Source organism: Streptococcus sp. WB01_FAA12, from assembly GCF_012843315.1.
Taxonomy (GTDB): domain Bacteria; phylum Bacillota; class Bacilli; order Lactobacillales; family Streptococcaceae; genus Streptococcus.
In genome coordinates this window covers 34,332-56,843 of the sequence record NZ_JABAEX010000003.1, presented here as the reverse complement: position 1 = coordinate 56,843, position 22,512 = coordinate 34,332, and the positions used below count along the sequence as shown (strand labels likewise).

The 22,512-nt window shown below is 42.6% G+C and carries 22 protein-coding genes; 8 read left to right on the top strand and 14 right to left on the bottom strand.

The window, feature by feature from the left end; translation table 11 throughout:
* Positions 1 to 8: 8 nt before the first annotated feature.
* On the bottom strand, positions 9 to 572 hold the full coding sequence (rnmV, locus tag HF881_RS05445; protein ID WP_169446740.1) for a ribonuclease M5: 564 nt from the start codon (positions 570 to 572) through the stop codon (positions 9 to 11).
* Complete coding sequence (locus tag HF881_RS05440) at positions 572 to 1,345, bottom strand: TatD family hydrolase (RefSeq protein WP_169446799.1); 774 nt, start codon at positions 1,343 to 1,345, stop codon at positions 572 to 574. Before HF881_RS05440 ends, rnmV begins: the two co-directional genes overlap by 1 nt.
* 151 nt (positions 1,346 to 1,496) lie before the next feature.
* Here HF881_RS05440 and HF881_RS05435 point away from each other — a divergent pair, with 151 nt between their 5' ends.
* Positions 1,497 to 3,341, top strand: a complete 1,845-nt coding sequence (locus HF881_RS05435; protein WP_169446739.1) for an APC family permease — start codon at positions 1,497 to 1,499, stop codon at positions 3,339 to 3,341.
* Positions 3,342 to 3,522: 181 nt separating this feature from the next.
* Here HF881_RS05435 and rpmH read toward each other — a convergent pair whose 3' ends face one another.
* The 3 genes from rpmH to HF881_RS05420 all read right to left on the bottom strand — a co-directional run bounded on the left by rpmH (position 3,523) and on the right by HF881_RS05420 (position 5,452).
* Entirely contained in the window at positions 3,523 to 3,657 is a 135-nt protein-coding gene (rpmH, locus tag HF881_RS05430) for a 50S ribosomal protein L34 (RefSeq protein ID WP_000831905.1), read from the bottom strand.
* 145 nt (positions 3,658 to 3,802) lie between these two features.
* Positions 3,803 to 5,017, bottom strand: a complete 1,215-nt coding sequence (locus HF881_RS05425) for a pyridoxal phosphate-dependent aminotransferase (RefSeq protein ID WP_000666481.1) — start codon at positions 5,015 to 5,017, stop codon at positions 3,803 to 3,805.
* Between the two features lie 144 nt (positions 5,018 to 5,161).
* Complete coding sequence (locus tag HF881_RS05420) at positions 5,162 to 5,452, bottom strand: hypothetical protein (protein ID WP_169446798.1); 291 nt, start codon at positions 5,450 to 5,452, stop codon at positions 5,162 to 5,164.
* A 176-nt stretch (positions 5,453 to 5,628) separates the two neighbouring features.
* Here HF881_RS05420 and HF881_RS05415 point away from each other — a divergent pair, with 176 nt between their 5' ends.
* Entirely contained in the window at positions 5,629 to 6,081 is a 453-nt protein-coding gene (locus tag HF881_RS05415; protein ID WP_000079158.1) for a universal stress protein, read from the top strand.
* 35 nt (positions 6,082 to 6,116) lie between these two features.
* Here HF881_RS05415 and HF881_RS05410 read toward each other — a convergent pair whose 3' ends face one another.
* The gene (locus tag HF881_RS05410) at positions 6,117 to 7,502 is read right to left on the bottom strand and encodes a Cof-type HAD-IIB family hydrolase (protein ID WP_143989943.1); all 1,386 of its coding nucleotides are present in this window, start codon (positions 7,500 to 7,502) and stop codon (positions 6,117 to 6,119) included.
* 65 nt (positions 7,503 to 7,567) lie between these two features.
* Between HF881_RS05410 and HF881_RS05405 the strand changes: the two genes are divergently transcribed.
* Complete coding sequence (locus tag HF881_RS05405) at positions 7,568 to 8,530, top strand: asparaginase (RefSeq protein ID WP_169446738.1); 963 nt, start codon at positions 7,568 to 7,570, stop codon at positions 8,528 to 8,530.
* Positions 8,531 to 8,570: 40 nt separating this feature from the next.
* On the opposite strand, the gene ccpA is transcribed toward HF881_RS05405, so the two are convergent.
* Positions 8,571 to 9,581: a catabolite control protein A gene (gene ccpA, locus HF881_RS05400; protein ID WP_001090631.1), complete on the bottom strand. Its 1,011-nt coding sequence runs from the start codon at positions 9,579 to 9,581 to the stop codon at positions 8,571 to 8,573.
* A gap of 204 nt (positions 9,582 to 9,785) precedes the next feature.
* Here ccpA and HF881_RS05395 point away from each other — a divergent pair, with 204 nt between their 5' ends.
* Positions 9,786 to 10,103, top strand: a complete 318-nt coding sequence (locus HF881_RS05395; protein ID WP_169446737.1) for a DUF960 domain-containing protein — start codon at positions 9,786 to 9,788, stop codon at positions 10,101 to 10,103.
* 46 nt (positions 10,104 to 10,149) lie between these two features.
* On the opposite strand, the gene folK is transcribed toward HF881_RS05395, so the two are convergent.
* The 6 genes from folK to HF881_RS05365 all read right to left on the bottom strand — a co-directional run bounded on the left by folK (position 10,150) and on the right by HF881_RS05365 (position 16,092).
* The gene (folK, locus tag HF881_RS05390; protein ID WP_169446736.1) at positions 10,150 to 10,962 is read right to left on the bottom strand and encodes a 2-amino-4-hydroxy-6-hydroxymethyldihydropteridine diphosphokinase; all 813 of its coding nucleotides are present in this window, start codon (positions 10,960 to 10,962) and stop codon (positions 10,150 to 10,152) included.
* A 42-nt stretch (positions 10,963 to 11,004) separates the two neighbouring features.
* Positions 11,005 to 11,559, bottom strand: coding sequence for a GTP cyclohydrolase I FolE (folE, locus tag HF881_RS05385; protein ID WP_000380934.1), 555 nt, complete (start codon positions 11,557 to 11,559; stop codon positions 11,005 to 11,007).
* Positions 11,540 to 12,862, bottom strand: coding sequence for a folylpolyglutamate synthase/dihydrofolate synthase family protein (locus HF881_RS05380; RefSeq protein ID WP_000659084.1), 1,323 nt, complete (start codon positions 12,860 to 12,862; stop codon positions 11,540 to 11,542). The genes folE and HF881_RS05380 overlap by 20 nt, the downstream gene beginning before the upstream one ends.
* Before the next feature lies 1 nt (position 12,863).
* Positions 12,864 to 13,808 (bottom strand): dihydropteroate synthase, encoded by a 945-nt coding sequence (folP, locus tag HF881_RS05375; RefSeq protein WP_000066040.1) that lies wholly within the window; start codon positions 13,806 to 13,808, stop codon positions 12,864 to 12,866.
* A gap of 103 nt (positions 13,809 to 13,911) precedes the next feature.
* Positions 13,912 to 14,619: a type II CAAX endopeptidase family protein gene (locus HF881_RS05370; protein WP_169446735.1), complete on the bottom strand. Its 708-nt coding sequence runs from the start codon at positions 14,617 to 14,619 to the stop codon at positions 13,912 to 13,914.
* Positions 14,620 to 14,673: 54 nt separating this feature from the next.
* Positions 14,674 to 16,092, bottom strand: a complete 1,419-nt coding sequence (locus tag HF881_RS05365) for an NCS2 family permease (RefSeq protein WP_169446734.1) — start codon at positions 16,090 to 16,092, stop codon at positions 14,674 to 14,676.
* 185 nt (positions 16,093 to 16,277) lie between these two features.
* Between HF881_RS05365 and HF881_RS05360 the strand changes: the two genes are divergently transcribed.
* The 4 genes from HF881_RS05360 to HF881_RS05345 all read left to right on the top strand — a co-directional run bounded on the left by HF881_RS05360 (position 16,278) and on the right by HF881_RS05345 (position 20,158).
* Positions 16,278 to 17,090, top strand: coding sequence for a Cof-type HAD-IIB family hydrolase (locus tag HF881_RS05360; protein ID WP_000162368.1), 813 nt, complete (start codon positions 16,278 to 16,280; stop codon positions 17,088 to 17,090).
* Between the two features lie 265 nt (positions 17,091 to 17,355).
* Complete coding sequence (locus HF881_RS05355) at positions 17,356 to 18,345, top strand: PTS sugar transporter subunit IIB (protein WP_000021995.1); 990 nt, start codon at positions 17,356 to 17,358, stop codon at positions 18,343 to 18,345.
* A 74-nt stretch (positions 18,346 to 18,419) separates the two neighbouring features.
* Positions 18,420 to 19,232, top strand: a complete 813-nt coding sequence (locus tag HF881_RS05350; RefSeq protein ID WP_001280319.1) for a PTS mannose/fructose/sorbose transporter subunit IIC — start codon at positions 18,420 to 18,422, stop codon at positions 19,230 to 19,232.
* A 14-nt stretch (positions 19,233 to 19,246) separates the two neighbouring features.
* Positions 19,247 to 20,158 (top strand): PTS system mannose/fructose/sorbose family transporter subunit IID, encoded by a 912-nt coding sequence (locus HF881_RS05345; RefSeq protein ID WP_000818317.1) that lies wholly within the window; start codon positions 19,247 to 19,249, stop codon positions 20,156 to 20,158.
* Between the two features lie 61 nt (positions 20,159 to 20,219).
* Here the strand turns inward: HF881_RS05345 and HF881_RS05340 are convergent, their stop codons facing one another.
* Positions 20,220 to 22,448, bottom strand: a complete 2,229-nt coding sequence (locus HF881_RS05340) for an HAD-IC family P-type ATPase (RefSeq protein ID WP_000876384.1) — start codon at positions 22,446 to 22,448, stop codon at positions 20,220 to 20,222.
* Positions 22,449 to 22,512 lie beyond the last annotated feature (64 nt).

Genomic DNA, 22,512 nt, shown 5'->3' with positions numbered 1-22,512 from the left:
TGACTCCACTAGTCTGAATACTTAGTCATCACTTCTTCCACTTCTGCCAAGGTTATCCCAAATAACTCTAAGCGCTTGAGGAGTTGCTTGCCGTTGGAATAGCCGATGCGGAGCTGTTCGCCTAGATACTCTCTACGCCTACGACTGTCTGCTCCCGCTAGGAAACCAAGGCGAATCAAGTCGCTGCGACTGATGTCAAACTCGTTCTCGTTTTGAAACTGCTCTGTCACCTGAGCCAGCGCTGTTTTCAAGTCCTCATAGCTAGCATGTTCGATTCCCAGAGAACGTCCCTTGGTCTTGGATTTGGGAACCGCTTCATCTCGTTTGAGAAAGGCATGCTGAACTGTCGGAATGGCCGTCATAATCATGCGACGAATGCGCTCACCGTTAAAGTCAGGATCTGTAAAGACAATGACTCCATGCAGTTCATGCAGGCGTTGAATTCGCTCTATATCCTGAACATTAATGGCCGAACCTCGCGTCTCATAGGTTTCCACGTCAAAGTAACGTTTGAGATTGACCGTATCATCGCGACCTTCGACCACGATGACTTGGGAAATTTTTTCTTTCATCACTTGCTGTCCAATCCGAAGATACGCTCTGCATTTGCAGTTGTTACTGCGGCTAACTCCTCAGTCGTCATCCCACGCAAATCCGCGATAAAATCTACCACATAGCGAGTATAGGCTGTTTTGTTTTCACGGCCACGTTTAGGCACAGGAGCCAGGTAAGGTGCATCCGTTTCTACCAAAATCTTGTCCAAAGGAAGTTCCCTAGCAGCCTCTTGGATATCCGTCGCTTTCTTAAAGGTCACCACACCTGAGAAGGAAATGGTCATGCCCAGCTCGACAAACTTCTCAGCCCACTCCAAAGAGCCTGAAAATGAATGCATAATCCCACCACGAGGACCAACGCCCTCACTCTTGATAATCTCATAAGTATCTTCTAGCGCATCACGAGTATGGACCACAAAAGGTAAATCCAAGTTCTTAGACAACTGAATCTGACGGCGAAACACCTGCTCCTGCACTTCCTTAGATGCTGTCATCCAGTGATAGTCCAATCCAATCTCTCCCAAGGCAACAACCTTGGGATGTTTTAGTTTTTCAAGCAAGTAAGCTTCGACCTCATCTGTGTAAGTCCCTGCTTCCGTCGGATGCCAGCCAATAGTTGCGTAGAGTTGCTCATACTCATCTGCCAACTCTAGGGCTCGCTCAATGGTCGGTGTGTCAAAACCAACAATATTCATCTGTGTCACACCCATCTCAGCAGCCAAGGCGATTTCTTCTGCCTCACGTCCTGCAAATTCCTCTACATTTAAATGTGTGTGCGTATCAAAAATCATCTCTTCTAACCTCATTTTCTTCCATCTATTATACCAAAAATAGCATTCCTCGGCTTGTAAAAATATTCTAATACCAATCATTCTCCCTTGACTGCCTTTTTTCAAAGCAGTATAATAACACTTATTGAAATTTTCAGCAAAGGAAAAGAAAATGTTTAGAAAATTAAAATATACCTTTATCGGTCGACCACTCAAGTCTCTCACAGACGGCGAAGGGGGATTACTTGGAAAAATGCAGGCACTTGCAATGTTATCCAGTGATGCCCTGTCTTCTATTGCCTATGGACCTGAACAAGTCATTCTCGTTTTAGTTAGCCTCTCTCCTCTCGCCATTTGGTGGAGCCTCCCTATCGGTATTTTTGTCCTCTTACTGCTCGCTAGTTTGACTATTTCCTATCGTCAAATCATTCATGCCTATCCTCAAGGTGGAGGGGCTTATATGGTCACTCGGGAAAATCTCTCCCCCGAACTAGGCTTGATTGCAGGGGGTAGCCTCCTTGTTGACTATATGCTTACAGTAGCCGTATCCGTTGCGTCTGGAGCTGATGCTATTACAGCAGCCATACCTGCCCTCCATCCTTATAATCTTCATATCTCTATTTTCCTAGTCTGCCTGCTCATGCTCTTGAATTTAAGAGGATTGAAAGAATCTGCCAGCTCTCTAATGATTCCCGTCTACCTCTTTATCTTCAGTACCGTCTTTCTCTTGCTTTATGGGTTCTTTCAACTATTTACAGGTTCCCTAAACTATCAGGCGACTTCAACCATTGGACAAACTGTTCCGAGCCTTTCCATCGTTCTCCTACTAAGAGCCTTTACCAGCGGTTCGGCATCCCTGACAGGGGTTGAGGCTATTTCAAATGCGGTACCATTTTTTAAAACTCCGAAAGAAAAGAATGCTGCTCAGACTTTGACCATCATGTCGCTGATTTTAGGATTTCTTTTTGCAGGCATTACCTTCCTAAACTACTGGATGGGTATCACGCCTCAACACGGAGAAACCATCCTTTCGCAAATGGCCAAGGGCATTCTTGGTGATTCATTCTTTGGTCATGCTAGCTACTATCTCTTCCAGTTCTCGACAGCCTTGATTCTAGCCGTAGCTGCAAATACTGGCTTTTCAGCCTTCCCTATGCTGTCCTACAATATGGCTAAAAACAAGTACATGCCCCATCTCTTTATGGAAAAAGGGGATCGCCTTGGCTACTCCAACGGTATCTTAACTCTGGCTTTTGGAGCTATGATCCTTCTTCTCATTTTTAATGGCAATACTGAACGCTTGATTCCTCTTTATACTATCGGAGTCTTCGTTCCCTTTGCCCTTTCTCAGACTGGGATGATTCGCCATTGGAAAAAGGAAAAAGGAGCAAACTTCTTAAAATCTGCCTTCGCTAATATCCTTGGGGCCATCATTTGTTATGCCATTGTCCTCATTTTACTCCTCTTCAGACTGGGTGATATCTGGCCTTTCTTCCCAATTATCCTAGTTTTAACTTTCCTCTTTTTGTCCATTCACAGCCATTACCAAAAAGTAGCAAAACAACTGCGACTCTACGAAGGAATTGAAAAGCGCACTTACGACGGCAACCTTGTCCTTGTCCTAGTAGGAAATGTCACTCGAGTAAGTGTCGGAGCCATTAACTACGCTCAAAGTATCGGTGACGAAGTGTTGGCCATGCACATTTCTACTAAAGAAACTGCCGAAAAAGACCAAGAAATCCTTCAGGAATTTACCGATTACTTCCCAAATATCACTCTGAAGAATATCAACACCAGCTACCGCGACATCATCACCCCTAGCGTTAAGTATGTCAAACGAATCGCCCATGAAGCTAAGCAAAAAAACTACACCGTTACAGTCCTCGTCCCACAGTTTATCCCTAACAAGCCTTGGCAAAATATCCTGCACAATCAGATGAGCCTCAAACTAAAATACGCTCTCAGATGGCATGAAGACGTCGTTGTCGCTAGTTACTCTTATCACTTAAAAGAATAAATAAAAACTCAAAATCAGTAACTTATATCTGGTTTTGAGTTTTTTGTATGTGACCTTTTAAATGAGCCCTCCATGAGTTCCATTTGAAATTGGCGATTTTGTGGGCAATGCACTCTTTAAAATCAAAAGAAAAGCCAGTAGACTCGAGTTCCTACTGACTTCTTTGTTGAATTCGTTTGGATTATGCAGCCAAAACTTTGCGTCCTTTACGACGACGAGCTGCCAATACGCGACGACCGTTTTTAGTTGACATACGGTTACGGAATCCGTGTTTGCGCGCACGACGAAGTTTACTTGGTTGATAAGTACGTTTCACGATGAATACCTCCTCATAGATTTTGTATTCGTTTAGCCGGCTATAAAGTGATCAGTTACTAAACATACTTTACTATTCTATCTGATTCTGCCACTTTTGTCAATAGTTCCAAGCAAATGTTTTCTAGCTTTTCCAATGAAAGCCCTTATCTACGATATTGTTTCAAGAAACGAGTCATCTTTTCTTGAATTTGTGCTAATTCGTCCACTCGTGGAAGGTAAACGATACGGAAATGGTCTGGTTCTTGCCAATTAAATCCGCGACCATGAACCAAGAGAACCTTTTCCTGCTTCAAGAAATTGAGGACAAACTGCTCATCATCATCGATGCGGTACATATTGCGGTCAATTTTAGGGAAGATATAAAGACCCGCCTTCGGCTTGACTGCAGACAAACCGGGAATATCTTGAATGGCATTATAGATAAAGTTTCTTTGTTCATAGATACGACCACCAGGAAGGAGCAATTCGTCCACCGACTGGTGACCTCCTAGCGAGGTTTGTACAACTTGCTGGGCCAAAACATTAGAGCAAAGGCGCATATTGGACAGCATATTGAGACCTTCGATATAGCCTTTAACATGGGTCTTCGGTCCAGACAAGACCATCCAGCCCACACGAAAACCAGCGATACGGTGGGATTTTGACAGACCATTCATGCTAACACAGAAGACATCTGGTGCCAAGCTTGCCACAGGCGTGTGTACATGCCCATCCATCACCATACGGTCATAAATCTCATCCGCAAAGATAATCAAATCGTTTTGACGAGCAATCTCAATAATCTCCAGCAAGAGTTCCTTAGGATAAAGGGCTCCAGTTGGGTTATTTGGGTTGATAAGGACGATGGCCTTGGTATTGGAAGTAATTTTTGACTTGATATCGTCAATATCAGGATACCATTCTGCAGCTTCATCACAGATATAGTGAACGGCATTTCCCCCAGCTAGGCTGACCGCGGCTGTCCAGAGAGGATAGTCTGGCATAGGCACCAAGACCTCATCGCCATTGTCTAAAAGCCCCTGCATGGACATAACAATCAGCTCACTGACTCCATTTCCAAGGTAGATATCATCAATGTCCACATTGGGGAAGTTCTTCAGTTGGCAATACTGCATGATGGCCTTACGGGCTGAGAAAATCCCTTTAGAGTCAGAATACCCTTCACTATCACGCGCATTCATAATCAAGTCATGAATGACCTCATCTGGCGCTGTAAAGCCAAATTCTGCTGGATTCCCTGTATTCAGACGTAAAATCTTTTCTCCGTTTGCTCGCATCCGCATAGCTTCTTCCAAAACAGGGCCACGGATATCATAGGCAACATGCTCTAACTTACTAGACTTGTTATATTCTTTCATCTTGTTTCCTCAATTCATCGAGATAGTAACATTATACCACTAGAAAGGGATTGCGACAAGTTTCCTGAAATGAGCAAGCAAAGAAAAAAACTCACAACGACTAGGTTCTCACCGTCTAAATAACTAGAATGCAGAAGTATTTTCTCACATACCAAAAGACAAATCTAGGAAGACTAATGCTAAAAAGGAATCATACAAAAGATTAAACATGAAAAAGAGCCCCCACATGACCAAATAGTCCAAGCGACCACTTCTCTTTGCAATCACAAATAAAATGATGTGGTAGACTAAGTGAAAGAGAAGAAAGCCAACAAAACCTGGATAGAGAACAGGCACGACTCTTTCCAGCTGCCAAAGCATCACTACTTCTCCTACAAGTGACGCAAGGATAATTCCATGATAAAGAAGACTTATTTTTTTTAGAAGCTTGAACAGAGCCTTTCATACTTTCTCATCCCCTCGCTGTGTTTCCTACTATCCCGTTTTCTTTTATTTTAACATATCTCCACCAAATCGAATCTCCAATAATATTTATTTAAATATGATTTTTACTTTACTTCTTTAGTGAAAAGGATTACAATAAAAGTAAGAAAATTTCAGGAGGTTTCATTATGGCACAACGTTACCAAAATGTTATGGTTGCAATTGATGGTTCTAAAGAGGCAGACTTGGCTTTTGTTAAAGGTGTTTACACTGCTCTACGCAATGATTCCAAGCTCACCATTGCCCATGTTATTGACACACGCGCTCTTCAAAGCGTGTCCACCTTTGATGCTGAAGTTTACGAAGAACTCCAAGTCGACGCTGAAAGTTTGATGAAAGAGTACGAAAAACGTGCAAAAGATGCGGGCGTGACGGATATTCACATCGTCATCGAAATGGGAAATCCGAAAACCCTCCTTGCCCGTACCATTCCAGACGCAGAAAATGTTGACCTGATTCTCGTCGGTGCAACAGGTCTTAATGCCTTTGAACGCCTCTTGGTTGGCTCTTCATCTGAATACATCCTCCGCCATGCAAAAGTCGACTTACTGGTCGTAAGAGAACAAGAAAAAACATTATAGGAACATAAAAGGAGCCTGCTAGGCTCCCTTTTTTCTTACTTATTTCTCTCTTTATGTCGCTCATACGCCTTGAGCTGACGCTGCAGTTCCTTTCTGATAGCAGGTTCTGGAGCATATTTTTCGTCCCAGTCATCCGGTTTTAAGATTTTATGTGTAACTGGATCAAAATGGGCTTTTCCATCAGGAAAAACCTTCCCCATGTTTGCCTCATGCACAATATCAAAGATGCGTTCTGGATCCACTCCCATCAAGGCAAAACTGCCATAAGTAAAATACAGTGTATCGATTAGGGCATCAACCTGCCCGATTAGATCTTTTTGGGCAGGCGTTTTTTGCCTCACCTTTTCGGCCGCCTTATCAAGTGCCGCGTGCATGCTTGCAAGCGACTGCTGGAATTCTTCCTCCGAAGAACTTGCTGCGCGAACAAACTCTACTAATTCTTCAATTTTAAAGTCTGCGCGATGGGTTGCACCTTCAACATCCCATGCCTGTGGTTCTTCCTGAGTTCGTTCATCCATCATGTGATGGAAGGTCTTGACTTTATTAAAGTGGTAGTCCCGACTGACAAAAACTTTTTCAGAAGCCAAAACACCAAAGTGCTCGAGCGCCTTGTGGATGCCATCTTGTTGGTTACTTGCTGTAATGTGCTTGGCAACTTCTTTGACGCTGCTACTGCCATTTCCCATGGCTACAGACATACCAACACCTGCCAACATTTCCAGGTCATTGTCTGAATCTCCGAAGGCCATGACTTGGTTGAGATCAAAACCATACTCTTTCCCAACTCTACGAATGCCTTCTAGTTTGGAATTCCCTTGGTTGATGATATCTGCAGCAAACGGATTGCTTCGAGTCAATTTCAAATCTTCAAAATCACTTGCAGCTTTCTCAGATTCTTCGGGTGTCATCAGCATTAACACTTGATAGATTGGCTCATTGATCAAACGAAGTAGGTCATCTTCCTTTTGAGGAACTGCCTTACTGACCATTCGATTAAAGGAACGGCTAACGGTTCTTGTTAAGCCAGTTGGAATGAAACGGCTAACCAGCTGTGAAAAGGATCCGAGACCAAATGACATAATTTTCGAACCAACAACAGCATGCTCGGTTCCAAGAGCGATTTCTTTTCGCTCCTTTTTAGCATAGGCAATCAGTTGACGCAGACTTGACTTGGCAATTGGGCTAGCAAATAAGACTTTTTCTTTGTTAAAGATATATTGTCCGTTATAAGTTATTGCAAAATCCAGATCTAAATCCTCCATCAATTCCTTGACAAAGAAAGGCCCCCGTCCTGTCGCCACTCCGACAAGTACCCCTTGTTCTTTCACAATCCTAATCGCGTCCTTAGTGGATTTCAAAACACTCTTACGATCGTTGACTAGCGTTCCATCGATATCAAAAAAAACAGCTTTGACTTCCATCCTATCCCATTCTCCCCTTTTGTGTTACAATGATTATACCACATTTCAGAGAGAGTGAGTAAATCATGCCTAAGAAAATCCTTGTTTTACATACAGGTGGAACTATTTCCATGCAAGCTGACGCCACTGGTGCCGTTGTAACTAGCCAGGAAAATCCCATGAACCATGTTTCCAATCCGCTTGAAGGGATTGAGGTTTATGCCCTAGACTTTTTTAATCTGCCGAGTCCCCATATCAAACCCAAGCACATGCTTGCACTCTATCATAAAATCAAAGAGGAAGCAGACCACTACGATGGAGTTGTCATCACACATGGAACAGATACGTTAGAGGAAACTGCCTACTTCCTTGATACCATGGAAATCCCACACATGCCCATCGTTCTAACTGGAGCTATGCGTAGTTCCAACGAACTCGGTAGCGACGGTGTATACAACTATCTGAGTGCTTTACGAGTTGCCAGCGATGACAAAGCAGCCGACAAGGGTGTGCTGGTCGTCATGAATGATGAAATCCACGCGGCCAAGTATGTTACCAAAACCCATACCACCAACGTCGGTACCTTTCAAACTCCTACTCACGGGCCTCTCGGTCTCATCATGAAACAAGAAATTCTCTACTTCAAAACAGCTGAGCCTCGTGTCCGTTTTGATCTCGAACATATTCAAGGTCTGGTTCCCATCATCTCTGCCTATGCCGGTATGACAGACGAGCTGATTGATATGCTTGACCTAGATCACCTAGATGGATTAGTCATTCAAGCTTTTGGAGCAGGTAATGTACCCAAAGAAACAGCTCAAAAATTAGAAAGTCTCCTCCAAAAAGGAATCCCAGTCGCCTTGGTCTCACGTTGTTTTAATGGCATTGCTGAACCTGTTTATGCCTACCAAGGTGGGGGAGTTCAGTTGCAAGAATCTGGCGTTCTCTTTGTCAAAGAACTCAATGCCCAAAAAGCTCGCCTCAAATTATTAATTGCCCTTAATGCTGGACTAAAAGGACAAGAACTTCGCAATTACATGGAAGGTTAAAATTGAAAATCAGGAAATCTTCTCGATTCCCTGATTTTTCCTATTTACGTTTTCGTGTCGAACGACGTTCTGTCAAACCGTGAGGTAAAAGAACCTCACGTTCTTCCAACTCTTCCTTATGCATAATCTTGGTCAACATACGCATACTGATAGCACCAAGGTCGTATAGAGGTTGAGCAATTGTCGTTAAGTTTGGACGAGTGAATCGTGCAATTTGAGAATCATCTGTCGTAATAATTTCAAACTCTTCTGGTACAGAAATACCGTGATCTGCCAAGCCATTTAACACACCCGCAGCCAATTCATCACCTGTCACAACTGCAGCTGTAGCCTGTGAAGAAACCAAGCGCTCTGCCAAGGCATAGCCATCATTATAGCTGTATTTAGATTCAAATACCAAGCCCTCGCTATAAGGGATTCCTGCCTTTTTCAATGCTTCCTTGTAACCAATCAATCGAATTTTGCCGTTGATATCATCAACAAGTGGTCCACTGATAAAGGCAATCTTTTCATTTTCCTGAAGCAAATGAGTTACTGCATCAATCGTTGCTTGTTTGTAGTCAATATTAACACTTGGCAACTGGTGTTCAATATCCACAGTACCGGCAAGAACAACCGGTGTCCGTGAACGAGAGAATTCTGAACGAATCTTTTCAGTCAAGTGATAGCCCATAAAGATAATACCATCAACTTGTTTTGAAAAGAGGGTGTTAACCACTGAAACTTCCTTTTCATCATCTTCATCGCTATTCGCAAGGACGATATTATACTTATACATTTCAGCAATATCATCGATTCCTTTGGCAAGCGTTGAGAAGTACCCATTGGTAATGTTGGGAATCACAACACCAACTGTCGTGGTTTTCTTGCTGGCCAAACCACGCGCTACCGCATTTGGTCGGTAGTCAAGACGATCAATCACCTCTAGAACTTTTTTACGAGTGTTCTCTTTAACGTTCTTATTGCCGTTCACTACACGACTAACAGTTGCCATTGAAACCCCAGCTTCACGGGCAACGTCATAAATCGTTACTGTATCATCTGTGTTCATTTCGTTTCCTTTCTATATTGAAAATTTCGCTTTCATGCATCTGCTTAATCCATTTTATCACTTATTGTAAACACTTTCAAGTATTTTTAGGAGAAACTTTGAAAAAATTTCACAGTTTATTCCCATTTTGAAAAAGCGAGTAGGATTTCTTGATTTTTAAGGCATTTTGCTGTATGATAAGGAAAATAAAAGGGGGATGAAAACATGGCTTTTACAAATACACAGAGACGTTCCGCTAGTTTTGGCGTCGTGACCAGCCTGCCTGACGATGTCATTGACTCTTTATGGTACATTATTGATCATTTCCTGAAAAATGTCTTTGAATTAGAAGAAGAACTTGAGTTTCAGCTACTCAACAATAAGGGGACCATCACCTTCCATTTTTCTAGCCAGCACCTTCCGACTAGTATTGATTTTGATTTCAATCATCCTTTTGATCCGCTTTATCCTCCTAGGATCCTTGTTTTAGACCTGGACGGCAGAGAAACCATCCTCCTTCCTGAAGAAAATGACCTATTTTAAAAACTCTAGCTTCTCGGCGCAAAATGCTGAGGAACCAGAGTTTTTTCTATTTGTTCAATTCTTGATACAAGTAGCGTATCGGCTGTTTGAGTACTGGATGAATAAAATGGGGAGCTATTTCCACTAACGGCTCAAGAACAAAGAGGCGTTCTGCTATATAAGGATGAGGCAAGATGAGGTCGTCTGTGTAAATGACCTGGTCCTCCACAAAGAGCAAGTCCAAATCAATCAAACGAGGCCCCCAATGCACTTCTCTCACTCGTCCCATTTCTGACTCAATGGCTAATAATGTTTCTAACAAGACTGGTGCTGGTAGCCATGTTTCTACCTCAACCACTTGATTAGCAAAGCTATCCTGCTCCACTCCACCCCAAGGCTCCGTCGTCAAGACACTGGATTCTTTGAGAATATGGATACCTCGAACTCGCAGTTTGTCAATGGCTTGTTCCAAGTTCGCTTGCTTATCCCCCATATTACTTCCCAGGGCGATAAAGGCCCGTTGCTTACGACGGTGAATGGTCACCGAGCAGGTATCCAACGGTAAATGCACTGGAGCCCAAGGTTTTTTGAGTTCCAACTCAATTTCTTGGACAAGAGGATAGGTCTCAAAGGTACGCTCTACTAGTTTGTAGGCTACCGTTTCAATCAAGTCCTCAGTGGTTTCCTGAAACCAAGTCGTCCACTGCTGACAAAGTTCTCCGTAATGGACAGAAGCCGTCAAGTCCAAGTCTGTCGCTGCCTTGGTCATATCATAGGATAAGCTTGCGGAAATAACAAACTTCTGCCCCAATTCTTTCTCACTAGGGAAAAGACCATGATAGGCAAAAATTTCCAAATCTTTAATCTGCAGTTGATCCATAACTTGTCCTTTCTAGAAAAATCCGCTTAAAGCGGATTCTTTTTATAGTCCCATTAGACGATAAGCCTGATCTCGGAGGTCCTTATCTGTTTCAAATAGACCACGAGCGACTGTCGTCAAGGTTACCGTGCCTGGCTTTCTGACACCACGCATGCTCATACACATATGCTCGGCCTCAATGACAACAAAGGCTCCTTTAGCCCCCAGATAGTTCATCAAGGCATCAGCCACTTCAATATTCAACCGTTCTTGAATCTGTGGTTTTTTAGAATAAACTTCAACCGTACGTGCTAGCTTGGACAAGCCTGCCACACGACCATCTGGAATGTAGGCAATGTGCGCTCTCCCATAAAAGGGCAAGAAGTGGTGTTCACACATAGTGTGGAAAAAAATATCCTTTTCTACAACCATATTATCATCAATAATCTCAAAGGATTTTGACAGGTGTTCCTCCGCTGTTTGACCAAGACCTGAAAAAATCTCTTGGTACATACGGGCTACACGAGCAGGTGTTTCCTGCAATCCCTCGCGATTAGCATCCTCACCGACAGCCTCAATAATCATTTTTACAGCCGTTTCAATCTTTTGTGTATCCATTCTCGTTCTTCCTCTCCATCAGATAGGCTCTCACTTGGCTCAAGAAATACAAGGAGCCCGTAACAATCCTAACTGTTTTTTTCTCTTCTTTTCTATCTGTCAATTTCTGCTCTAGAAAATCCTGCCAACTTTGATAGTTGAGATTTCTAGACTCAGCTGCCTCTTTCAATACTCTTTCATCCGTCGCCCGACTATCGTCAAAACAGGTTAAAGTCAGTTGACTATCTGGCACCGTTTCTAGCAAATCCAGCATATCCTCCAAAGCCTTGGTTTTGATACAAGTAAAGAGAATTTCCTTATGATAGTCATCAAAACGTTCTTGCAAAGTATTCAACAAAGCTTTGATAGCATGCGGATTGTGAGCCCCATCCAAAAGCAGCAAAGGGGCACTAGACACGACCTCCAAACGCCCTGGCCATCTGGTTTCCTCCATGGCTTGAGCAACCAAGTCATTGCTAGCTAATTCTCGTCCAACCTCCTGACAATAAGTGTCTAAGAGAGCAAGCGCCATCCCCGCATTTTCTATCTGGTGCAAGCCAAGCAGACCTGTTTGAAAGCGACCTTGTCTGACAGAACTGGTATAATCAAAGATTTCACCCGCTACCACGCTTTCTTGATGACGAACCTGATAATCTTTTCCATAGGCAAGTCTAGGCGCATCTTTCCCTTCCGCAATGCGGTCAATAACAGTCAAGGCTTCAGGAACAATATGACCTGTCACTAATGGAATACCTTGTTTGATAATACCAGCCTTCTGCTCTGCTATGGCTTCCAAGGTGTCACCAAGTAGGGCTACATGATCCAGTCCAATGGTCGTAATTCCTGTTAAAATCGGCTTGCAGACATTGGTACTATCCAAAAGACCACCCATGCCCACTTCCATGATGGCCACATCTACTTTCTCTGAGGCAAAGTAATCATAAGCTAGAGCTGTGATAATCTCAAACTCAGTCGTTCCTTGTAAAGCAGCGACCTTCTCCCCCTCAAGCAAAGACTGATAGTCTGCCATGAGGGCTTCTAGCCTAGCCTCGGGAATGGATTCCCCATTGATGCTAATCTGGTCTGTGTAATGAATGAGATAAGGCGAGCTAAAAACTCCAACTTTCAACCCCATCTTTTCCAGCATACTTTTCAAAAAAGCAATGGTCGAACCCTTTCCATTGGTTCCACCGATATGGATAACCCTGAGCTTGAGATGGGGATTGCCACGCAAAGCTAATAGTTCCACCATTCGTTCCAAACCAAAATGCGGTTGGTCCGTCCGGTAGTGAGCAATCCACTGATTGTTTTGAATTTCTTTCATCTTATTTATATTGTTTTAAATCTAGATTTTCTGCATCATCTGCCAAACGAATGGCTGACGCAATTTCAACTGCCATCTTATGACTGGCTACATCGTGCACGCGCACCACTTCGACACCCTGTCTCGCAGCGATACTAGTCACATGAGCCGAAGCGGTGTCCCGATTTCGGAAACCGACTTCCGTTTCAGGATTGACTTCAAAGCCATTTCCCTCCAAGATATTGAGGACAAATCGCTTGCGCGAAACTCCAAGAAAGATTGGATAGCCTTTCTGATGCAGTTTATCCAGATCACGTAGAAGGAGTAGATTTTCTTTCTTAGTCAGACCAAAGCCAATTCCTGGATCCAGCAGAATATTTTCTTGTGCAATCCCAGCTTCTTCTGCTCTTGCTAAGGCTCGTTCGAAGAAAGACTTCATCAAATCTTCGATTGGCATTTTTTCAAAGTCAGCTAACTCTTCCTCTGTAAAAGCTTGTCCAAAGCCAAAATGAGGAAATATGAGCGAACTAGGGTGCTGAGGTCGAGTCATGACTGGATTAAACATGATAACTACTTGCGCTCCCGCTTTGGCAACCACATGAGACATTTTCTCATCACCCATGAGACCAGTGATATCATTTACCAGATTGGCACCAGCTTCCAAAGCAGCTTCTGCCACCTGACTTTTCCAAGTATCGATGGAAATAAGGACATCACTTTCCTTACGGATAGCTTTGATTACTGGAACAACACGCTGGATTTCCTCTTCTATCTCAACATAGCTGCCACCCGGCCGAGTTGATTCTCCACCAATATCTAGCATGCTAGCTCCTTCAGCTATCAATTTACGGGCTTGCTGAAGAGCCTGGTCAACAGCAAAAAACTGCCCACCATCCGAAAAGGAATCTGGGGTTACATTGATAATTCCGCAAATGGCTGTTTTTGCCTGACTAGCTTTATTGGACATACGGTCACTCCTCAAGGTTTTTCACCACATTATTTCTCTATTTTACCATAAAAAGAAAAAGATGGATACGCTAGCATTTATCTTTTCCAAGTAAGGAAATGGTTTAGAAAGGTAAGCCTACATTTCGACTAATCAAAACCAGTAAAGCCAGCAAACAAAAGGCGATACCATTGACAATCATATGAAGCAAGATTGACATCTCTAAACGTTCTGTTCTGTAGGCTGTCCAAGTTAAAACTGTCGACATTCCTCCATAGATAAGGAGAGAAGGCAGATTGGTCGGTGTGTGGAGCAAGGCAAAGACGACTGCACCTACAAGATAACCCAACTTCTCCTTCCCACGGAAGATCTTTTTAGGGATAATTCCACGACACAATATTTCCTCACAAATGGGAGCAATCAGAACCAGTAAGAAAAAACTGGAAATCAGCGAGCTATTCTGAACCAGATTATTAATAGTTGATTGGTTGCTGGTCGTAGATTCATTCATCAGACGAAGCAAGGCAGATCCGAATAAATTACTTGTGAAAATAACCAAATAACTCAAAACCAAGCGGGCCAGATCTTTTGCCTTGAAAAAAGAAAGATTGAAGGTCGCAATCTCTGTTTTTCGCGCACTAAAGATAAAAACCGCTAGAATAGCAACCGACAGCAAAGCCACTAAGAGTCCCGACTGGAGAAGCGGGAGTTGTCTAGTGGATAAAAGGGCAGATAAAATTAAAGGAAGTTGGGATAACACCAATCCTATTAAAAAAATCAACACCCATATTCCTCTATCCAGAATTTCTTGCCAGATACTTTTTTTCTTCATGATATACCTCCTTATAATAAAAAGGGGAAGACCCCCCTTTTTATATTATACCATTTATAGCGCCATGCTGATATAGTTCAGGATAAACAAGGCATCCAAAATCCAAATCATCACGTGCACATCCTTGGCTTGACCTTTGACAAGTTTTGTCAAGGTGTATGTCAAGAAACCAACAGCAATCCCTTGTGTGATAGAGTAGCTGAATCCCATAAAGATAGAGGTGAAGAAGGCGGGAACTGCTTCGGCCATATCATCCCAAGGAATATTTTTCAAGTTAGAAAGCATCATGATTCCGACGATGATCAAAATTGGTGCTGTTGCAGCTGTAGGAACAATCGCTAGAAGCGGGCTAAAGAAGCTAGATAGAGCAAAACAGATTGCAACAACTAGGGCTGTCAAACCAGTACGTCCACCAGCACCGATACCCGCCGCAGACTCAACATAGGTCGTAACGTTTGAAGTACCTGCAATCGCACCTACTGATGTTGCCACCAAGTCAGAGTATAGAGCCTTGTCCAATTTAGCAGACTCATGATTTTCCCCACTTGTCGCAACGATACCAACTTTTTCACCAGTACCGATAAGCGTACCAATTGTATCAAAAATATCTGTCAATGAGAAGGCAAGAATAGCCATCAAGGTTTCTGGTAAACGTGAAGTGTTTGAAATCAAAGATCCTAAACCTTCTGAACCCAGAGCAGCACCAAACAAAGTTCCTAAATCATTAACCGCTGATGAAAGATTGTTGCTAGCAAAGTCAATCCCTGATAAATTCACAACATTAACAGCAATGGCAAGGACAGTCGTTGTTAAAATAGAAAGAATAATTCCACCTTTGATGCCTTTAACAACAAAGAAGATGGTAATAGCCAGACCTGCAAGAGCCACCAATACTGCTGGAGTATTGAAGTCTACCAATCCTGGAACAGCTGCTGAGTTTGCAGTAAGTGCAGCTTGAGCCTTATCTGCTCCTTCACCTGCTACAGTATAAGTACCTGGATCGATTGAGAATTTCAAGAGACCAGCATTCTTAATCCCAACGTAGGCAAGGAAAACACCAATACCAGCTGAAATTGCTGAACGGAGCGTTGTAGGAATGGATTCGATGATCATTTTACGAACATTTGTCAAGGTAATAATCAGTGAAATAATTCCACAAATGAAGACCATACCAAGAGCTTCTTTCCAAGTATAGCCCATCCCAAACACAACTGTAAATGTGAAGAAGGCATTCAATCCCATACCTGGTGCTTGTGCGTATGGCAAATTAGCATAGAAAGCCATCATCAAAGTACCAACTACAGAACCGATAATTGTTGCCAAGAACACACCTTGAACAGGCATCCCTGTTTGTGAAAGCATTTGAGGGTTTACAAAGAGAATGTAACTCATTGCAAAGAATGTTGTTAAACCAGCAAGCACCTCTGTACGGACATCTGTCCCGTGCTCTTTTAGTTTAAATAGTTTGTCCATGTTTAATCTCCTTTTGTTTTTTACGAACAATGAGAGTATTATATCATTTATCATTCACCTTTTCAATATGTTTGTTTGATTTATTTAACAAAATGAAATTTCTATTTTTGTTTTGAGTCTGTTTTTCTTCTTTCTTTTTGATATAATAGTAGACATCTTATCTGGAATGTACTAGGAAGGTTTATATGACTAAAAAAATTATCGCAGTCGATTTGGACGGAACCCTGCTCAACTCAGAGAGTAAGATTTCAGATTTTACTCGAAACACAATTAAACGAATTGCTGAAAAAGGCCACCATGTCATCATCACTACTGGGCGCCCTTACCGTATGGCAAAAGAATTTTATCAGGAACTAGAGTTGCACACACCTATGATCAACTTCAACGGTTCTCTTACCCATCTACCAGGACAGACTTGGGAACACGAAAAGTGCTTGACCTTGGACAAAAAATACCTCTTAGACATGGTCAAACGCAAAGAGGATATCCAAGCCGACTTTATTGCAGGAGAATACCGCAAGAAATTTTATATCACGGCTCCTAATGAAGAAATTGCCAATCCCAAACTATTTGGTGTAGAAAATTTCCAACCAGAAAATCAATTCAAATCTGAATTGGTGACCAAGGACCCTAACTGTATCCTCTTGCAAACAAGAGTCGATGATAAATACGCGCTAGCAGATGAGATGAATCGTTTTTACCAACACCAACTAGCAATCAATACCTGGGGAGGCCCTCTCAACATTCTCGAATGTACACCAAAAGGGGTCAACAAAGCTTTTGCCTTAGAATACTTGCTCAATGTTATGAACCGTGACAGACAAGATTTGATTGCCTTTGGAGATGAACACAATGACACCGAAATGTTGGCATTTGCAGGCAAGGGATATGCCATGAAAAATGCCAATCCCGATTTACTACCATATGCAGATGAACAACTCTCTCTGACAAACGATGAAGATGGTGTTGCCCATACCCTACAAGATTTGTTCCTATGACACTCAAAAAGTTAGCTTATGCTAGCTTTTTGATTTTCACAATTTTTCAATTAATCGGCCTGTTTTCATTTTTTTATATTAAATTACTCCCTTATCTTTTCAAAAAATGTTTATATATTAACATTTTGTAAACGAGTTTTCATTGAAAATTAACACATATTTATAAGAAATGGTTGCTTTTTGTTTGAAAACGGTTTATACTTAAAGTTAGGCTTAAAGTTTTCTTAAACACACAGTCAAACATTTTAAAGGAGGAATGACAATAATGAGTATCGGAATCATTATTGCGAGCCACGGCGAATTTGCTGCGGGTATTCATCAGTCCGGATCTATGATCTTTGGTGAACAAGAGAAGGTTCAAGTTGTAACCTTTATGCCAAACGAAGGTCCAGATGATCTATACGCTAAGATCAATAACGCTGTTGCTGCATTTGACGCAGAAGATGAGGTTCTAGTATTGGCTGACCTTTGGAGTGGATCTCCATTCAACCAAGCTAGCCGCGTGATGGGAGAAAATCCAGAACGTAAATTTGCCATCATCACAGGACTTAACTTGCCGATGTTGATCCAAGCCTACACAGAGCGCCTTATGGACGCTACTGCAGGTGTGGAAAAAGTCGCTGCGAACATCATTAAAGAAGCCAAAGATGGCATCAAGGCTCTTCCAGAAGAGCTTAACCCAGTTGAGGAAGTTGCAAGTGCTGCAGCTGCTCCTGCTGCCCAAGCTGCTATTCCAGAAGGAACTGTTATCGGAGACGGTAAATTGAAAATCAATCTTGCCCGTCTTGACACACGTCTTCTTCACGGACAAGTCGCAACTGCTTGGACACCAGATTCAAAAGCAGACCGTATCATCGTTGCTTCAGATAACGTTGCAAACGACGAGTTGCGTAAAGAATTGATCAAGCAAGCTGCTCCTAACGGAGTAAAAGCGAACGTTGTACCAATCAAAAAATTGATTGAAGTTGCAAAAGATCCTCGTTTTGGTAACACACATGCTCTTATCTTGTTTGAAACTCCACAAGATGCACTTCGTGCTATCGAAGGTGGCGTGCCAATCAAGACCCTTAACGTTGGTTCTATGGCTCACTCAACAGGTAAAACAATGATTAACAACGTTTTGTCTATGGACAAAGACGATGTTGCAACCTTTGAAAAAATGCGTGACCTCGGTGTTGAATTTGATGTACGTAAAGTACCAAACGACACGAAAAAAGATTTGTTTGACTTGATTAAGAAAGCAAACGTTCAATAATTTTAATCTGTTTTATCATTTTTGAAAACAGGATTAAATACTTTATTAAAACTAAATAGAAAAGGAATAAAACCATGTCAGATATTTCAATCATTTCTGCTATCTTGGTTGTAGTTGTTGCCTTCCTTGCAGGTCTTGAAGGTATCCTCGACCAATTCCAATTCCATCAACCAATCGTCGCATGTACCCTTATCGGACTTGCAACTGGTAACCTCGAAGCAGGTGTTATGCTTGGTGGATCTCTTCAAATGATTGCCCTTGGTTGGGCAAACATCGGAGCTGCCGTAGCTCCTGACGCTGCTCTTGCATCTGTTGCCGCAGCGATCATCTTGATTAAAGGTGGTAACTTTACTACTGAAGGTATTGCCGTTGCAACTGCAACAGCTATCCCTCTTGCCGTAGCTGGACTATTCTTGACAATGATTGTTCGTACAATCTCAGTTGCCTTGGTTCACTCTGCTGACGCTGCTGCTAAAGATGGAAACATTGCGGCTGTTGAACGCGCTCACTACTTTGCTCTTATTCTTCAGGGTCTTCGTATCGCGATCCCTGCAGCCTTCCTTATCGCTATCCCAGCTTCTGCTGTTAAAGACGCTCTTGGTCTAATGCCAGAATGGTTGAATGGTGGTATGGCTGTCGGTGGTGCTATGGTCGTTGCCGTTGGTTACGCTATGGTTATCAACATGATGGCAACTCGTGAAGTATGGCCATTCTTCGCTATCGGTTTCGCTCTTGCAGCGATTTCTCAATTGACTTTGATTGCCCTTGGTGTCATCGGCGTTGCCCTTGCCTTCATCTACCTTAACCTTTCAAAACAAGGTGGAAACGGTGGCGGCGGAGCTGCAACTTCTAACGACCCAATCGGTGATATCCTAGAAGACTACTAGAAAGGGGAACAATCATGGCTGAAAAAATTCAATTATCAAAATCAGATCGTCAAAAAGTTTGGTGGCGTTCACAATTCCTTCAAGGTTCTTGGAACTACGAACGTATGCAAAACTTGGGTTGGGCTTACTCATTGATCCCAGCTATCAAAAAATTGTACACTAAAAAAGAAGACCAAGCGGCTGCTCTTGAGCGTCACCTTGAGTTCTTCAACACTCACCCATACGTAGCTGCTCCAATCATGGGGGTTACTCTTGCACTTGAAGAAGAGCGCGCTAACGGTGTTGAAATCGACGACGCGGCTATCCAAGGGGTTAAAATCGGTATGATGGGACCTCTTGCTGGTATCGGTGACCCAGTATTCTGGTTTACAGTTCGTCCTATCCTTGGAGCCCTTGGTGCATCACTTGCTGCATCTGGTAACATTGTTGGTCCTCTTCTCTTCTTCTTTGGATGGAATGCTATCCGTATGGCCTTCCTATGGTATACACAAGAGTTCGGTTACAAAGCTGGATCTGAAATCACTAAAGACATGTCTGGTGGTATCTTGAAAGACATCACTAAAGGAGCTTCTATCCTTGGTATGTTCATCCTTGCCGTTCTTGTACAACGTTGGGTATCTATCAACTTTACTGTTAATCTTCCAGGTAAACAATTGGCAGAAGGTGCTTACATCAACTTCCCAGAAGGACCTGTATCAGGTGCTGAATTGAAAGGTATTCTTGGTCAAGCACTTGGTGGATTGAGCCTAGATAAGATTCAACCACAAACCCTTCAAGGTCAGTTGAACTCATTGATTCCAGGATTGATGGGACTTCTCCTTACTTTCCTTTGCATGTGGTTGCTTAAGAAAAAAGTATCACCTATCACAATCATCCTTGCCCTCTTTGCAGTAGGTATCGCAGCTCGTTTCTTCGGTATCATGTAATCCAAGCCATCGAGAATATAGATAAAAAGAATCAGGATTAAACCCTGATTCTTTTTGTGTATCAACTTTTTCTCCTAGTAAGATAATGAAAGCTTCCAATTACAACTGCTAGAATGGCAACATAGAGCATTTGAGTGGCTTCTAAAGGCACAAAAGCTCCTTGCAGGATAAAAGTATTGGCAAGTACGCCAACAAGAGCTCCAAGGCTCAAAAACGTGAGCAAGACTAGCTTGTATCGATTAAAGGGAAGGCTGACCTTAGCAACCAGGCATAGACCATTGATCAGAGCAAGGAGGAAGCAAATAAATTTGACCTGACCTGGGACAGTGATAAAGAAGTTCGTCAAGAGAACACTAGCGACTAGAATGCCACCGCCAATCGCAGCATTGGTCAAAATATCTCGCATAAAATGTGTGCTGACCTTTTCTTTATTGGACTCAAAAGTTAGGAAGAAGGATGGAATCCCAATCGTAATGGCTGAAATGATTGTAAACTGAATGGGGATAAAGGCAAATTCCAAACCAAATACCACACTCAAAATGGCAAAAACGATGGAGAAGAAGGTCTTTGTTAGAAAGAGAGAGGCTACCTTTTGGATGTTATTGATGACCCGGCGACCTTCCATCAAGATATCATAAAATACCGCAAAATCATCGGTCAAAAAAACAATATTGGATACACTTTTGGCTGCGCTAGTAGCACCATTCATAGCAAAACTGATATCTGCTTTCTTGAGAGCCAGAACATCATTGACCCCGTCACCACTCATGGCAACTGTTTTACCAGCATTTTGCAAAACGGTCACCATCTTTTCTTTCTGCTCAGGTGTAACGCGTCCAAAGATATCATGTTCCAAGACCACTCTTTCAAAGTCATCATCGCTCACCTTGGTCATATCAATCGTCCGCGCTTCCTCCTTAAAACCTGCTTTACGAGCCACCCCATATACAGCCACATGATTATCACCACTGATAATCTTCACTTCAACACCTTGTGACTCGAAATAGTCAAAGGTTTCCTTGGTATTGTCCTTGATCTCATCTGACAAAACGACATGGCCTAGTAGTTCCATATTGGCTGGACTCGTAATCTGGTCCTTGCTATAAGCGAGTGTTAAGATTCGAAAACCTTGCTGTTTTAGATCTTCATAGTAGGCATCCATCGGCTGGGTAAAACCTAGAAATTCATAGGCTCCAAAGAAATAGGTCCCACCCTCTTTTACTTGGACAAAGGAATACTTGTTTTTGCTTGAAAAGGCACCGACTTCTTGAACTTTCCACTTTTTCTCACAGGTTAAGTAAGTCTTCAGAGCTCGCGAAGTCGCATTTTCATCCTCGAAATAAGCCAGATAAGAAGACAGTTTCTCTGCTAGCTTCTCATCCATTTCTTGGACTTTCATATTCCCCGTCGTGATAGTTCCTGTCTTATCAAAACAAAGAACATCTACTCGCGCCAAGGTCTCTACACAGTATAGTTCCTGCACCAGAACCTTCTTTTTAGCCAGCTTCATAGTCGCTACTGCTAGGGAAACGCTAACCAGGAGAATCAAGCCCTCTGGAATCATGCCGACCAAGGCGCCTGAACTTCCCAAAACAATCTCAACATAAGTCCGTCCTAGACTAAAACCTCTGACATAAAGCAGAATGGCAACTGGCACCAGCAAGATGGAGACGATTTTTAAAATCTTATCCATATAATCGCGCAGTTGAGAAGGGTATTTTTTGAATTCCTTGCTGGATTTTGCAAGTTTGTTAATATAGCTATCTGGACCCACAGCCGTTGCCATAACCAGACAAGTACCGCTGACGACATTGCTTCCGCTCATCAGCTTGTCACCAACTGTTTTAAAGACCGAATCACTCTCACCAGTCAGCAAGGACTCATCCACTTCAATATTCCCTTCAAGCACTTCTGCATCGACAGGTACCTGATCTCCCAGATTGAGATGCAGATATTCCCCCAGTACGATGTCTTCTGGATCAATCTCAATCGTTTGACCATCTCGATTGACCTTGTACTTACTTTTACCAAGCAAACTTAGCTTTTCCAAAGCATTTTTTGAACGCACTTCTTGGAAAATCCCGATGGCTGTATTGATAGCAATCACGCCTAAAAAGAGCATATTCTCAAATCGCAAGGTTGTGGCTACCAGAACTGCCAGAGCCAAGTTCATGGCATTAAAGAAGGTAAAGATATTTGAAACGACGATTTCCTTGGTTGTTTTATAGGGTTTAATGTCGCTGATGTTTCGTTGACGATCCTTGATGTCTTGGCTACTTAAATACTTCATTTCTACTCCGATATCCTTTTGTACTACTATAGTAACACATATCTTTTTCTCTGTCACTTAAAGA